The sequence below is a fragment of the Faecalibacterium sp. 3 genome (genome assembly GCF_048323735.1).
GTDB classification, from domain to species: Bacteria; Bacillota; Clostridia; order Oscillospirales; family Ruminococcaceae; genus Faecalibacterium; species Faecalibacterium wellingii.
This window is the reverse complement of sequence record NZ_JBLWFN010000001.1, coordinates 18,593-33,521: the sequence shown is the minus strand read 5'-3', so window position 1 is coordinate 33,521 and position 14,929 is coordinate 18,593. Positions and strand designations below refer to the sequence as shown.

General features: G+C 57.2%; 11 protein-coding genes. 9 read left to right on the top strand and 2 right to left on the bottom strand.

All coding sequences use genetic code 11. From position 1 onward, the window contains the following. Positions 1 to 184: 184 nt before the first annotated feature. The 3 genes from ACNSPV_RS00125 to ACNSPV_RS00115 are packed head-to-tail and all read left to right on the top strand — an operon-like array spanning position 185 to position 3,816. Positions 185 to 940 carry a DeoR/GlpR family DNA-binding transcription regulator gene (locus ACNSPV_RS00125; RefSeq protein ID WP_339395736.1) on the top strand — a complete coding sequence of 252 codons (756 nt, stop codon included), beginning with the start codon at positions 185 to 187 and terminating at the stop codon, positions 938 to 940. Beyond that, on the top strand, positions 937 to 1,842 hold the full coding sequence (gene pfkB / locus ACNSPV_RS00120) for a 1-phosphofructokinase (RefSeq protein WP_348585028.1): 906 nt from the start codon (positions 937 to 939) through the stop codon (positions 1,840 to 1,842). Before ACNSPV_RS00125 ends, pfkB begins: the two co-directional genes overlap by 4 nt. Before the next feature lie 48 nt (positions 1,843 to 1,890). After that, positions 1,891 to 3,816, top strand: coding sequence for a fructose-specific PTS transporter subunit EIIC (locus ACNSPV_RS00115; protein ID WP_348585029.1), 1,926 nt, complete (start codon positions 1,891 to 1,893; stop codon positions 3,814 to 3,816). Positions 3,817 to 4,055: 239 nt separating this feature from the next. On the opposite strand, the gene ACNSPV_RS00110 is transcribed toward ACNSPV_RS00115, so the two are convergent. Further along, entirely contained in the window at positions 4,056 to 5,264 is a 1,209-nt protein-coding gene (locus ACNSPV_RS00110) for a GNAT family N-acetyltransferase (protein ID WP_348585030.1), read from the bottom strand. A 253-nt stretch (positions 5,265 to 5,517) separates the two neighbouring features. On the opposite strand from ACNSPV_RS00110, the gene ACNSPV_RS00105 reads away from it, so the two are divergent. After that, the gene (locus ACNSPV_RS00105) at positions 5,518 to 7,011 is read left to right on the top strand and encodes a DUF1846 domain-containing protein (RefSeq protein ID WP_348585031.1); all 1,494 of its coding nucleotides are present in this window, start codon (positions 5,518 to 5,520) and stop codon (positions 7,009 to 7,011) included. Between the two features lie 70 nt (positions 7,012 to 7,081). Here ACNSPV_RS00105 and ACNSPV_RS00100 read toward each other — a convergent pair whose 3' ends face one another. Then, the gene (locus ACNSPV_RS00100; protein WP_348585032.1) at positions 7,082 to 7,771 is read right to left on the bottom strand and encodes a GntR family transcriptional regulator; all 690 of its coding nucleotides are present in this window, start codon (positions 7,769 to 7,771) and stop codon (positions 7,082 to 7,084) included. A gap of 390 nt (positions 7,772 to 8,161) precedes the next feature. Here ACNSPV_RS00100 and ACNSPV_RS00095 point away from each other — a divergent pair, with 390 nt between their 5' ends. The 5 genes from ACNSPV_RS00095 to ACNSPV_RS00075 all read left to right on the top strand — a co-directional run bounded on the left by ACNSPV_RS00095 (position 8,162) and on the right by ACNSPV_RS00075 (position 14,913). Further along, positions 8,162 to 9,262, top strand: coding sequence for a TRAP transporter substrate-binding protein (locus ACNSPV_RS00095; RefSeq protein ID WP_249237223.1), 1,101 nt, complete (start codon positions 8,162 to 8,164; stop codon positions 9,260 to 9,262). 191 nt (positions 9,263 to 9,453) lie between these two features. Then, positions 9,454 to 9,909 (top strand): TRAP transporter small permease, encoded by a 456-nt coding sequence (locus tag ACNSPV_RS00090; protein ID WP_097780928.1) that lies wholly within the window; start codon positions 9,454 to 9,456, stop codon positions 9,907 to 9,909. Positions 9,910 to 9,933: 24 nt separating this feature from the next. Next, entirely contained in the window at positions 9,934 to 11,226 is a 1,293-nt protein-coding gene (locus ACNSPV_RS00085; RefSeq protein ID WP_348585033.1) for a TRAP transporter large permease, read from the top strand. 158 nt (positions 11,227 to 11,384) lie between these two features. Beyond that, the gene (locus tag ACNSPV_RS00080; protein ID WP_339395729.1) at positions 11,385 to 12,758 is read left to right on the top strand and encodes a sodium-dependent transporter; all 1,374 of its coding nucleotides are present in this window, start codon (positions 11,385 to 11,387) and stop codon (positions 12,756 to 12,758) included. Positions 12,759 to 13,125: 367 nt separating this feature from the next. Next, entirely contained in the window at positions 13,126 to 14,913 is a 1,788-nt protein-coding gene (locus tag ACNSPV_RS00075) for an extracellular solute-binding protein (RefSeq protein ID WP_348585034.1), read from the top strand. Positions 14,914 to 14,929 lie beyond the last annotated feature (16 nt).

Below are 14,929 nucleotides of genomic sequence, written 5' to 3'. Positions count from 1 at the left end.
TCCCAGCTTTTGTGCTCCCTGCACAAATTTCAAGACAATTTTTTGTGAACGAAAATGAACGAAAGCGACTGAAAATGATTGATTTTGGCACTATATTTGCTATAATAAAGATACGATCAACCAAAACAATGCATAAACGGTCACAAACCGTCAAACAAAAATAAAGCCCAAGGAGAGGATGCAGATGCTGGCAGAAGAACGCTTCAGCCTGATCATGGAACAGCTGGACCGCAAACGCACCGTCACGGTGCAGGAGCTGTGTGAGGCGCTGAACACCAGCGAATCCACCATCCGCCGCGACCTGACCGAGCTGGATCGGCAGGGCAAGCTGAACAAGGTGCATGGCGGTGCCACGCTGCCGGACAGCCGCTTTCTGGCAGACGAACCCACCATGGAAGCAAAGGAAACGCTGGCGGTGGAGCAGAAGCGCAGCATCGCACAGGCTGCGGCGCAGCTCATCAACGCGAACGATTTTGTGTTCATCGATGCCGGTTCCACCACGCTGGAGCTGGTGCGGGCCCTGACCGGGGATGCCCTCAAGGCCAGCTATCTGACCAACGGCGTGGCCCACGCCCGGGCGCTGGCCCAGAAGGGCTGTCGGGTGTATCTGCCCGGAGGACTGCTGCGGCCCCAGACCGAGGCCATTGTGGGTGCGCCTACCGTGAGCATTATCCAGCAATACAATTTCACCAAGGCCTTCATGGGCGCCAACGGTGTGGCGCTGGAAGCAGGCTTTACCACCCCGGACCCGGAAGAAGCCGCCGTCAAGGCGGCAGCGGCGCACCGGGCACAGGAAACATGGTTCCTTGTGGATGACGCCAAGTTTGCCCGCATCTACCCGGCGGTCATCGCCGACCTGCAGGGCGGTGCCATCCTCACCAACCGCTGCCCCAATCCGAAATACAAACAGTTCACACTGGTAAAGGAGACGGAAGTATGATCTACACAGTTACATTCAATCCGGCCATCGATTATGTGGTGCGCTTGGAAGCACCGCTGGAAGTAGGCGAGGTGAACCGCGCAGCCGGTGAGGACTGCGTGCTGGGCGGCAAGGGCATCAACGTGTCCGGCGTGCTGGCACAGCTGGGCTGCGGGAACGTGGCACTGGGCTTTGTGGCGGGCGAGACCGGTGCATGGCTGGAGCGGGGCCTTGCGGCACAGGGCATGAAGACCGACTTTGTGCATCTGGAGCAGGGCATGACCCGCATCAATGTAAAGATCAAAGCCGGGCAGGAGACCGAGCTGAACGGGGCGGGCCCCGACATCCCGGAGAGCGCCATGCAGGAGCTGGAAAAGAAACTGGACAGCCTGAACGAGGATGATATCCTCATTCTGGCGGGCAGCATTCCCAAGAGTCTGCCGCAGGATACCTACGAGCGGCTGCTGGCCCGGCTGCAGGGCAGGGGCGTGCGCGCGGTGGTGGATGCCACCCGCGACCTGCTGGTGAATGTTCTGCAGTATCACCCCTTCCTCATCAAACCCAACAATCACGAGCTGGGCGAGATCGTGGGCAAGGTGCTGAAAACAGAGGAAGAGATCATTGCTGCGGCCCGCACCCTGCAGGAAAAGGGCGCCCGCAACGTGCTGGTGAGCATGGCGGGGGACGGTGCTCTGCTGGTGGACGAGCAGGGACAGGTACACCGCATCGGCTGCCCCAAGGGCAAGGTTGTAAACAGCGTGGGCGCAGGTGACAGCATGGTGGCCGGCTTTGTGGCTGGCTGGATGCAGACCCGGAGCTATTCCTTTGCACTGCGTCTGGGCACCGCCTGCGGCAGCGCCACGGCGTTCAGTCTGGGTCTTGCTACCAAAGAAAAAATCGACGAACTGATGAAGGAAATCTGACCCTCTGTGACGGAGAGGGTTGCAGTTATACAGGAAGGGAGAAAAATCATGCGTATTACGGAATTATTCACCGCGCAGTCCATCGCACTGGATGAGGCTCTGACCGATCAGGAGCAGATCATCAGCCGTCTGGTGGAGCTGCAGGCCACCCATGGCAACATCACGGACAAGGAAGCCTACAAAAAGGCCCTTTATGCCCGTGAGGCGGAGGGCTCCACCTATGTGGACAACGGCATCACGGTGCCCCACGCCAAGACCAATGTAGTCACCCGGCCCAGTCTGGCGGCGCTGCGGTTGAGCAGCCCGGTGCAGTACAATGCCGAGGACGACGGCACCACCGACCTGCTGTTTGCCATTGCAGCGCCGGAAAACGGAAGCCTGCATGTGGACATGCTGGCCCGTATGATGCAGATGCTGATGAACGAGGACTTTGTAGAAAAGCTGAAGGCCGCAAAGACCCCGGCAGAGTTCCTTGACTGCATCGATGCACAGGAGGAGGCTCAGTTCGGTGCGGAGAGCTTCACCCAGCAGGAGATCCCCCAGAACGGCTACCGCATTCTGGCTGTCACGGCCTGCGTCAACGGCATTGCCCACACCTATATGGCCGCCGAAGCCCTGACCAAGGCCGGTGACAAGCTGGGCCTGCCCACCAAGGTGGAGACCAATGGCTCGGACGGTGCCAAGAACATCCTCACCAGAGAAGAGATCGCAAACTGCGATGGCATCATCGTGGCGGCAGAAAAGAAGGTGGAGACCGCCCGCTTCGACGGCAAGCCGGTGCTGTTCACCCGGGTGGACGATGGCATCCACAAGCCGGAGGAGCTCATCAAGAAGATCGTGCACGGCGAGGTGCCTGTTTACCACGCCGAGGGAGGCGCACAGGCCGCCGAGGATGCTTCCGGCAAGGACAGCTTTGGCCGCACCCTGTACAAGAACCTGATGAACGGTGTCTCCCACATGCTGCCCTTCGTGGTGGGCGGCGGCATCATGATCGCACTGGCGTTCCTGCTGGACGATTACACCATCGATCCCTCCAACTTTGGCATGAACACCCCGGCCGCTGCCTTCTTTAAGACGGTGGGCAACGCAGCCTTCGGTTACATGCTGCCCATTCTGTCGGCCTTCATCGCCATGTCCATTGCAGACCGTCCGGGTCTGGCAGTCGGCTTTGCGGGCGGTGTGCTGGCCATGAACGGCACCAACTTTGCAGGCATTGCAGCGGGTGAGACCACCGGTGTTTCCGGCGGCTTCCTTGCGGCGCTGCTGGCCGGTTTTGCTGCAGGCTACATCGTTGAGCTGCTGAAAAAGATCACCGAAAAGCTGCCTGCCAGCCTGAACGGCATCCGCCCCATGCTCATCTATCCGCTGGGCGGTATGCTCATCCTCGGCGCGGTGATGTGCGGCATCAACCCGGTCATGGGCATGATCAACACGGCCATGACCGATTGCCTGAACGCCATGGGCGGCACCTCCAAGGTGCTGCTGGGTGCCATCGTGGCCGGTATGATGAGCATTGATATGGGCGGCCCCTTCAACAAGGCAGCTTACGTCTTTGGCACGGCAGCCCTTGCCTCCGGCAACTATGAGGTGATGGCCGCTGTCATGGTGGGCGGCATGGTCCCTCCCATCGCCATCGCCCTGTCCACCACCTTCTGCCCCAAGAAGTGGACGGCCGACGAGCGCCGCAACGGCATCGTGAACTACGTCATGGGCCTGTGCTTCGTTACCGAGGGCGCGATCCCTTATGCAGCAGCAGATCCCCTGCGCGTCCTGCCCAGCTGCGTGGCCGGTGCAGCGGTGGCCGGTGCGCTCTCCATGACCTTCGGCTGCGCTCTGCGTGCACCGCACGGCGGCATCTTCGTGTTCCCTGTGGTTGACCACGCAGTGCTGTACTGTGTGGCACTGGCCGTGGGCAGCGTGCTGGGTGCCGTGATCCTGAGCCTGCTCAAGAAAAACCGTACCGACGCAGAATAAACGCTATTTCCTCCATATTCGAGATACTTCATAAAGCCGCAGCAAGCCCCCGGGGAGACCCGGGGGCTTGCTGTATTACGCGAAGGATAAAAAGAAAAAGTAACCGCCCACGACTCCCAATCTAAGCGGTTACTTTTCTTTTGAAATTTAATTGCCGGTAAGGGGTCTGCCGTTTGCGGGCAGTGCCTTTTCCTGTCTTCACTATAGACGCTGGTGTGTACTTTGTCAAGTATGAGCCATCAGATATAATCCGAAATGTACGGGATCTTATGGAACAGTACATCGTCCAGCCGTTCCACGGCTTCCTCCCGGCCCTCGATGCGTTCCAGCTCAAACAGGCGTTCTGCGGTCTTGTAGCCCAGCAGCAGGGTGGAAAGGGTGCCGATGCCCATTTTCAGGTGGTATTCGGCGGGGGCATTAGTCAGCTTGCAGCCGCCGTCTGCAAATCGGATGCGGAAGGTGCGGTCGTTCCAGGGCAGAAGAGTGTCCGCGATCTCCAACTCGATGCATAGCTCACCGCCGTCCGGGTCGCAGGGGTAATCCTCCAGAAAGCCGGCCACATCCACGATACGGCCCATGGCATAGGGGCGGATGGCCTCCTTGATGTCGCCGTCGTCCATTTCAAAGGCGATGGGCTCACTGAAATAGGTGTTGCCGTGCACCTCATCGATCATGGAATCGTGGGCATGGATGTACTCCCACAGGCCCTTCTGGGCCTCGCGGTTCAGGTAGATCATTTCCTTGATGTGCATGATGTCGTTCTTAATGAGGTACACCATGTAGCCGCAGGGCTTGTCCTTTACATTATAATAGACGGCAACGTTGGTGTCGTCCTCATCCCAGCGCCAGTATTCTTCCCATGCCAGCGCGTTGCGGAACAGGCACCCGTGCGTGATGGAAGCAAAGTGCGAGTGCAGCTCGTGGAATTCGGTGTTGTCCCATGCGACGCGCCGCACATAGCCGGGCGCGGAGACCTTTGTGGGAATCTGCCGGTCCTTGATGTTGAAGGAGATCTTGTTGGAGATGATCTCCCACCCAAGGTGATGGTACAGCGGGATGGAGTAGGGGTAGAGCAGGGCGAAGCTCTTGCCCTCCTTGTGCATCTGGGTCAGTCCCTGGATCATCAGCCGCTTCATGATACCGTTGCCGGTGTACTCCGGGTAGGTACACACGCTGGTCACAAAGCCTACGTGATATACCGTGTCGTAGATGTTCATTTTCAGCGGGTAGACCGCGAACTGCGAGACGAGGTTTTTGCCGTCAAAGCAGCCCAGCACATCGGCGCGTTCCAGCACAGGAAACTTGGACTGCTTGATCTCGTCGTCCTTCCAGCCGGTGGCGGTAAGCTCTTCCTCGGTCACCTGAAAGGTATAGCGCAGCAGGGCGTTATACTGATCGAGATCGTCGGTCTCAAGATAACGGTATGTATAATCCTCGGCAGAGTTCATGATAGACTTCCTCTCTGTTTTCAAAGGCGTTTGCCGAACAGCTCCATTATACACCCGTTGTCAAAAAGGCGGCAAGAACCATTTTCACAAAAAACAGGGCAAAGAATAAGGCGAAACGCCGCATTTGCTGGAAAAAGCCTCTCGGGCCTCCTTTTGGATTGCACCCGGTTTTTGAGTGTGGTATACTGTTTCTGTTATGGAAAAGTTCCGGTGCGGTGTGCCGGGCACAGCAAAGAGGAAAAGGAAACGAACGATGAAAATTGGATTTGACAACGATAAATATCTTTCGATGCAGTCGGAGCACATCCGTGAGCGCATCAAGAAGTTCGACAACAAGCTCTATCTGGAATTCGGCGGCAAGCTGTTCGATGATTACCATGCATCCCGCGTGCTGCCGGGTTTTCAGCCCGATTCCAAACTGCAGATGCTGCTTCAGCTGAAGGATCAGGCCGAGGTGGTCATCGTTATCAGCGCCGAGGACATCATCAGCAACAAGATCCGCGGCGACTACGGCATCACCTACGATCTGGACGTGCTGCGCCTGATCGACGCGTTTCAGGAGGTGGGCCTGTATGTGGGCAGCGTGTGCGTGACCAAGTACGCCGCCGCACCGGAGGTGGAGGCCTTTGAAAAGCGGCTGAACGGTCTGGGCATCCGCACCTTCCGCCACTACAAAATTCCCGGCTACCCCAACGATGTGGCCCGCATCGTCAGCGACGAGGGCTACGGCAAGAACGATTACATCGAGACTCAGCGCCCGCTGGTGGTCATCACGGCCCCCGGCCCCGGCAGCGGCAAAATGGCGACCTGCCTTTCCCAGCTGTACCACGAGTACAAGCGCGGCGTGAAGGCCGGTTACGCCAAGTTCGAGACCTTCCCCATCTGGAACATTCCTCTCAAGCACCCGGTGAATCTGGCCTACGAGGCCGCCACGGCCGACCTGAACGATGTGAACATGATCGACCCGTTCCATCTGGAAGCCTACGGCGTGACCACCGTCAACTACAACCGCGACATCGAGATCTTCCCGGTGGTGAACGCCATGTTCGAGCTCATCGCGGGCAAGAGCCCCTACAAGAGCCCCACGGATATGGGCGTCAACATGGCAGGCAACTGCATCGTGGACGATGCAGTCTGCCGCGAAGCATCCCGCAAGGAGATCCTGCGCCGTTACTTCAAGTGCCTGTGTGAGCAGAAGATCACCGGTACGGTCAAGGAGACCGAGCGCTACAAGCTGGAACTACTGCTGAATCAGGCCGACCTGACCGTGGGCCAGCGCGAAGTGGAAAAGCAGGCTCATGCCCGCAGCGAGAGCACCGGCGGGGCCCCTGCTGCCGCCATTGAGCTGCCGGACGGCACCGTTGTCACCGGCAAGACCGGCCCCCTGCTGGGTGCGGCTGCATCTGCCCTGATGAACGCCCTCAAGGTGCTGGCCGGCATCCCGCAGGAGACCGACCTTGTGAGTGCGGCTTCCATTGAGCCCATCCAGACCCTCAAGACCAACTATCTGGGCGGCAAGAATCCCCGCCTGCACACCGACGAGATCCTCATTGCCCTGTCCAGCTCTGCAGCCGACAACGAGCAGGCTGCAGCGGCCATGCATCAGCTGCCCAACCTCAAGGGCTGCGATGTGCACTCCACCGTGCTGCTCTCGGGTGTGGATACCAGCACCCTGAACCGGCTGGGAATGTACCTGACCTGTGACCCTGTTTACGAGGAAGAGGACCGCAAGTACCACAAGCAGTAAATTATACAAAAAACGAAACAGGCGCATCCAAAGGCCGAAAGGTTGGCGGATGCGCCTGTTTTTCATTGGTTCAGATGCCGGTAAAATAAGGTCTGTACTTTTCTGCGTACAGCTGGGTGCCCATGCGGCGCAGGCCGCCGTACAGGTGCCGCCGGATCAGCGGTTCAATGGCATCCAGGTCTTTTTCCCGGATCACCCGCAAAATTTCCCGGTGCTCGCTCAGCACATCCGGCACATTGTTTGCCCGCACCACATCCAGACGGGTGAAGCGGGAGTAGTCCGGCTGCGGCTTTGTCAGGTTCTGCCAGATGTACCATTTGTTCATGCTGCAAAACCAGATGGCGTGCATTTCCAGATCCAGCGTCAGGAAGGCATTGATATCCACATTGTCCGGGTCGGTCATGGTCTGTGCCATCTCTTCCAGCAGGTCATACTTATGCTTGATCTCAATGTACTCTTTGGGCGAACAGACCTGAATGAAATCGCGCAGCACCGTGCTTTCAACGGCTGTGCGCTGGTATACGATCTGATCCACGATATCCAGATTGATGGGGGTGACGATGGTGCCCTTGCAGGGAATGATCTGCACAAAGCCGTTCTGTTCCAGCCGCTGCAGGGCAGCGCGCACCGGCGTGCGCGAAATGCCGAACCGTTTGCACAGCTGATTTTCGCTGATGGTCTCTCCGGGCTTGATCTTCAGCGTAACGATATCGTGTTCCAACGTCTGGTAGATGTCCTCCGGATGCAGCTGTTCAGCCATGTGCTCACACTCCATTTACACAGTTGATGATAAGATATTTCTATTTTAGCCTGCCCAAAAGAGATTGTCAACGTATGAGGATGAAGTATACAATAGCCTGTATACAAGTATAGGAAAAGCTCCGAAATTTATCATTTTTGACGAAAATTGATATATCAGATGAAAATGAACGGAATTGTGTCATCGAATTGTAACAGTTTCCACGAGAAACGGATAAGATTGTTAGTTATGCACAAAGAAACTTTACGAAGTTGGTGAAGTTTGGCTCTTGTGCGGATGTGAATTTTCTGTTACGATTAGCGTGCAATGAAAATGCTGTATACAGGGGCATACAAAAAACTTTGCTGGCGTATGAGGCAAAACGGCACCCCTGAAACAAGGAGGAAGATTATGAAAAAGATCTCTCGTCGCAATTTCCTGAAGGTATCTGGTGCAATGGCAGCTGCAGGTGCTCTGGCAGCCTGCGGCGGTTCCGGTGCATCCACTCCGGCTGCTTCCGGTGCAGCATCCACCAGCACTGCAGCAAGTGCCGCAGCAGCCGGTGAGGACAAGTTTGCATCTCTGGGCGATTTCACCATGACCGTGGGTCATGCACAGCCCGAGGGCAACCCCCGCTTTGTTTCCATGGAGCAGTTTGCCGCCGATGTGGCAGAGGCCACCAACGGCCATGTGAAGATCGAAGTTTACGGCAACGGCCAGCTGGGCACCGAGAAGGAGATGCTGGAGCAGGTCGTGGCCGGTACCGTGCAGGGCATGCGCGGTGGTCAGTTCGACTTCAGCCCCCGTCTGCTGATGTTCACCCTGCCCTTCCTGACCAACACCCGTGCACAGGTCACGGCTCTGCTGCAGAGCGATCTGGCACAGAAGGTGTGCGCTGAGGCCGAGGGCGAGACCGGCACCGTCATCATCAACCTGTGCGATGCAGGCGGCTACCGCCAGTTCTCCAACTCCAAGCATGCCATCAAGGCTCCCGCAGACCTGAAGGGCCTGAAGATGCGCACAAACGGCATGAAGACCATTGACATGACCTTCCAGGCAATGGGCGCTACCACCACCACCATCCCGTACTCCGACCTGTACATGGGCCTGAAGACCGGCGTTGCAGACGGTCAGGAGAACCCCTGGGTCAACGTGGAAGGCATGAAGTTCTATGAAGTGCAGAAGTACTTCACCGAGGTCAACTACCAGTTCCATCCGGATCCCTTCTATGTGAACGCAGCATGGTGGAACGGCCTGCCCGAGGAGTACCGCGATATCATTACCGAGTGCGCCACCAAGATGGGCGAATACAACGACGAGCTGATCGACAAGAACTCCAGCGCCGCAAAGCAGACCATCGTGGACTACGGCTGCGAAGTCTACGAGCCCTCTGCCGATGAGCTGAAGGCCTTCCAGGCCGCTGTGCAGTCCGTGTACGACCAGTGTGTCACCGAGGGCATCTGCACCGCCGACGAGATCAAGGAAATGCAGGATATCGTTGCAAAGGCATAAGCAGAAACGACCAAAGGCAAAAACGGCCATGTTACGGTAAAGGCGAGAGGGCAGCCTGCGGGCTGCCCTCTGCTGTAACAGGCCAATGGAAAAAGTTGTAAAATAACCGAAAGGGGCTGAGCACCATCGAAAAGCTGAAAAAAATCGGCAAGAAGCTGTTTGACATATACTTTACCATCGGCGTGATCGCCATGGCACTGCTGGCAGCTCTTGTGATCTTTACCGTTATTGCGCGCTACTGCTTCTCCCTGAGCTGGAAGCAGCTGGCAGAGTTCAACACCACCCTGTTTGCCTTTACCACCTTCTGGGGCATGGGCATCAACGTGATCAAGGACGAGCACGTCATGATCGACATCCTTTACGACGGTGTTAAGCCTGCCCGCAAGCGCTGGCTTGCCATCATCAACTACCTCATCGTGCTGGCTGTGGTGCTGGTGTTCACCTATCAGGGCTTCAAGTATGTGGGCGTTGCCGGTAAGCAGATCAGTCAGGGCATGGAGATCCCCATGATGTATATGTACGGCATCATGCCGGTGTGCGGCATCATCTGTGCCATCTGCGTCGTGATCAAGATCATCACCCTGTACAAGGCCGACATTTCCTACTTTGCGCCCAAGAATCAGGCGCTGAGCCGTGACGACGCATAAGCGGAAAGGGGAGAATACACAACTATGGCAATGCTCATCCTTCTGGTGCTGCTGATCTTCTTTGCCGCGCTGGGCATCCCGCTGGCCTTCGCCATCGGCGCTTCCTGCGTGACCTACATCCTGATCTATGCACCTACCTTTATCACCATGCTGCCGCAGCGCGTGTGGAACGGTGCCTACAGTGAGCTGATGATCGCCATGCCGCTGTTCATGCTGGCTGGTGAACTGATGAACACCGGCGGCATCACCCAGCGCATCATCAACTTCTGCATGGAGCTGCTGCGCCCCGTCCGCGGCGGTCTGGGCGAAGTGAACATCGTGGCTTCCATGATCTTCGGCGGCATTTCCGGTTCCTCGGTGGCCGACACATCGGCTCTGGGTTCCATCCTGATCCCCGCCATGGAGAAGGAAGGCTACCCGCCGGAAGCATCTGCGGGCATCACGGTGGCATCCTCCACCATGGGCATGATCATCCCGCCCTCTACGCCCATGATCGTTTACTCCATGATCTCCGGCGCATCGGTGGGTGCGCTGTTCGTGGCAGGTGCCGTGCCCGGCATCCTGATCGGCCTGACCCAGCTGGTGCTGGTGTACATCATCAGCGCCAAGAAGGGCTGGCACCCGGAAAAGGTCAAGTTTGACGGCAAGCGCGCCGCAAAGAGCCTGCTTTCCGGCATCCCTGCCCTCATCATGCCGCTGTTCATCATCATCTGCGTTTCCTTCGGTGTGTGCACTGCATCTGAAAGTGCCGGTGTGGCCGTGCTGTATTCCATGCTGGTGGGCTTCTTCGTCTACAGGGAGCTGACATGGAAGGGCGTCTGGGAGGCCCTGAAAAAGACCCTGATCTCCTCCTCTTCCATCATGCTCATCATTGGCTTTACCACCATCTTCACATGGGTGCTGACCATGCAGAAGGTGCCGCAGACGGTAGGTGCCTTCTTCATGTCCTTGAACATGCCCGCGTGGGCCATTGCGCTGATCTTTGATGTGCTGATCCTGATGATCGGCACCTTCATCGACGTCAGCCCGGCCATCCTGCTGCTCACCCCCATCCTGCTGCCGGTCATGGTGCAGTACGGCTTCTCGCCGCTGCAGTTCGGTGCCATGATGATCACCGGTCTGGCCATTGGTCTGGTCACCCCGCCGGTCGGCATGTGCCTGAACGCCTGCAACAAGATCAACCGCATGCCCATCATCGAGATCTTCAAGGGCGCAGCGCCCTACGTGATCTGCAATGTGATCGTTCTGATCTCCATCAGCCTGTGGGGCCCGCTTACCACCGCCCTGCCGCAGCTGCTGGGTTACAGCATCTTCTGAGCTCAACGCGTATACCTCTTATAAAGACAGGCAGCGCTCCCTTGCGGGGCGCTGTTTGTTTTTTGTACGCAAACAGGCGGAACCGTTGTATTTGGCCGACAGATATGGTACACTAAGACCACTTGTGTATAGGAATATAGGAAAAGAGGATCTGCAACATGGATACACAAAAACAAAAGCGCAGCGCTTTTTCCGGCAAGATCGGCTTTGTGCTGTCGGCCGCAGGCGCTTCGGTGGGCCTTGGCAACATCTGGCGGTTTCCGTATCTCGCCGCGAAATACGGCGGCGGCATTTTTCTGCTGGTGTACATCGTGCTGGCCGTCACCTTTGGCTACACGATGATCGTGGCCGAAACGGCACTGGGCCGCATGACCCACAAAAGCCCGGTGGGTGCCTTTGGCGCCTTTGGCAAAAAGGGCGGCCTGCGGTTCGGCGGCTGGATCAATGCGGTCATCCCCATTCTGATCGTGCCGTACTATTCAGTCATCGGCGGCTGGGTCATCCGCTATCTGTCGGAGTATATCAGCGGCCATGGCAGTGAGCTTTCGCAGGACGGTTATTTTTCCAATTTCATTTCCAGCGGACTGTCGGCAGAGGTGTGCTTTCTGATCTTCACGGCCTTTACGCTGGCCATCATCTTTGCCGGTGTGCGCAACGGCGTGGAGCGTGTTTCCAAGGTGATGATGCCGGTGCTGGTGGTGCTTTCGGTGGTCATTGCGGGCTATTCGGTCACGCGCCCGGGCGCACTGGCCGGCGTCAGATATTTCCTGGTGCCGAACGTGGCAAACTTCTCCTGGATGACGGTGGTCACAGCCATGGGTCAGATGTTCTATTCGCTGTCCATCGCCATGGGCATTCTGGTCACTTTTGGCTCCTATATGAAAAAGGATGTCTCCATTGAGGAATCCACCGAGAACGTGGAACTGTTCGACACGGCCATTGCCATCATGGCGGGCCTGATGATCATTCCGGCGGTGTTCTCCTTCTCCGGCGGCGACCCGGATACCCTGCAGGCCGGTCCGGCGCTGATGTTCATTACCATCCCCAAGGTGTTCGAGAGCATGGGTTTTGGCCACGTGGTGGGCGTCCTGTTCTTTTTGCTGGTGCTGTTTGCAGCTGTGACCAGCTCCATTGCCCTGACCGAGAGCGCTGTCTCCACCTTTGAGGACGAGCTGGGCTGGAGCCGCGAGCGCGCAACGGCACTGATCGGCCTGATCATGGTGGCGCTGGGCAGTCTGTCTGCGCTGGGCTACGGCCCGCTGGCGGGCGTGACGGTGTTCGGGATGCAGTTTCTGGATTTCTTCGATTTCCTCACCAACTCTGTCATGATGCCCATTGCAGCCATTGCCACCTGCCTGCTGGTGTCCCGCGTCATCGGCGTGCAGAAGATCGAAGAAGAGGTGACGCTGGACGGCAAGCCCTTCCGCCGCAAAAAGATCTTCAACTTTATGATCCGCTATCTGTGCCCCATCTTTGCGGCCATCATTCTGGTCAGCTCGGTGGCAAATGCCCTTGGCTGGATCGCCATGTAAGCAGCCGTTACCATCGGGTAGAATGCTGAAAACACAGCGATAAATAACAGAAAAGTCGTGCAAAGCTGAGCATCTGTGAAAGAACAGGTGCTCAGCTTTTTGCGTTTTTTGCCGCACCGGAAGGAAAATAACGATAAAAAGCCCGGAATTTACCCTTTTAAGTGCGAAAAATTCCCAAATAGCTTGAAACGCTTTTGTTGCAGTGTTAAAATAATAACACTGTTTTTATGGGGTAATCGACGCAAAACTCAGTGCGGTCTGCTCGCAAGCGTCGGAGTTCCTATGGGATGTGTAAGAATCGCTAAAGCAGCACTGCGCTACTGCACTTGCGTGGTACTGCCTCCGAAAATGTGAGGAAAATATTCGTATGATGAAAAAGATCTCCCGCCGCTCGTTTTTGCAGGTTTGCGGCATTACGGCGGCAACGGCAGCGCTGACCGCCTGCGGCGGCGGTAAGACCGAAACGGCGAAAAAAGACGATGCGCACGAAGCCATCACCTTTATGGCACCTTATAAGGAGATAGAAGCCTTTATTGAGCAGGTGCACAGTGTTTACCCGGAAGTGAACATCGAGGTCGTGCCCTACAGCGGCGATAACACCACCACCTGTTTGCAGAATATGTTTGCGGCGGGCGACCTGCCGGACGTCTGCACCTTGACCTACTACGACCCCCGGATCGATCTGGTCTCCGACAAACTGCTGGACCTTTCCGGCTACGATTTTACGGATAACTATGTGGAGTCCCGCTTGCAGGACGTGTTCGACAACGGTGCCATCTACCTGCTGCCCTCGACCTACAACTGCTACGGCATCACCTACAACAAGACCCTGCTGAAGAAATACGGCTGGGAGCTGCCCAATTCTTTCGCTGAGCTGGAAGCACTGGCGGCAAAGGCCAAGGAAGCCGGGGTCGATCTCTGTCTGCCGCAGATCCAGTATCCGGGCTACGGGTTCCAGTACCTGTGCAACATTGCAGACGCCGATTTCCTCGGCACACTGGACGGCAGGCTGTGGCAGCGGGATTATCTGTCCGGTAAGGCGAATGTCAGCAATACCCCCGGCATGATGCAGGCGATGGCCTATGTCCAGAAGTGGAAGGATATCGGGATGCTGAACGGCTCCGGCGACGCTCTTGACGACAATGTGACCCGGCAGAGGATGACCGAGGGCAACACCCTGTTTCTGATGGGCGGCACCAACGGCATCGTGGAGGCAGAGGGCAACGCCGATAAATACGGGCTGATGCCGTTTCTCTCGGAGGACGGCACCCAGAACGTTTTTGTGCTGAATGTGAACCGCTTCTACGGTCTGAATAAAAAGCTGGAGCAGGACCCCCAGAAGCTGGAAGATGCGCTCAAGGTGATGCGTGTGCTTTCCACCGTTGCAGGCACCAGCGCTCTGCAGCCCGCAACGGCGCTGAAAAGCAGCCTGCTGCCCTTTAAGGACGCAAAAGCGGACGGCACCTACTATGCCGACATCGCCGATGCCCTGAACGCAGGCAATACCGCGCCCTTTATCTATTCCGGCTGGGAAAACACCATCGTGACCACCGGCCTTAAAATGCTGGACTTCATGAAGGGCAACGCCACCATGGAGGATGTGATCCATCAGCTGGACGAGGATCAGGATAGTGTGGTGAACAACACCCTAGATACCATCACTACCGTCACCGAGGAGCTTTCGCAGGAGGACTGCGCCATGCTGGTGGGCCGCTGCTTTGCACAGGCTACCGGCAGCGACCTTGCGCTGGTGTCGCTGAGCACATGGATCCCCGGCAACCCGTCCGAACAGAACCGCCAAGGCGTCGCTGCCAAGCTGTACGCCAAGGGCATTACGGATTACGACCTTTCGGTGATCCTGCCCACCGGCTGGAACCGCACCATCCAGACCGTTGACCTGACCGGGCAGCAGATCAACGACCTGCTTGCTTCTGGTTATGATGCCTACGGCAACGGCAAGGGCTATCCCTATGTGCTGGTAAGCCCGGTGCAGCCGGATGCGGGCAAGACCTATCAGGTTGCCATCTGCGGCGTGAGCGACCAGCTGGCTGCGGAGACCACGGTCACAGACAGCGGCGTGGTGGGCATGGATGCTGCAAAAGCCTTCTTTGGTGCATACACCACCATCAGCCGGGCAGATACCGCATGGAGCTGAATAGAACAGACAGGAG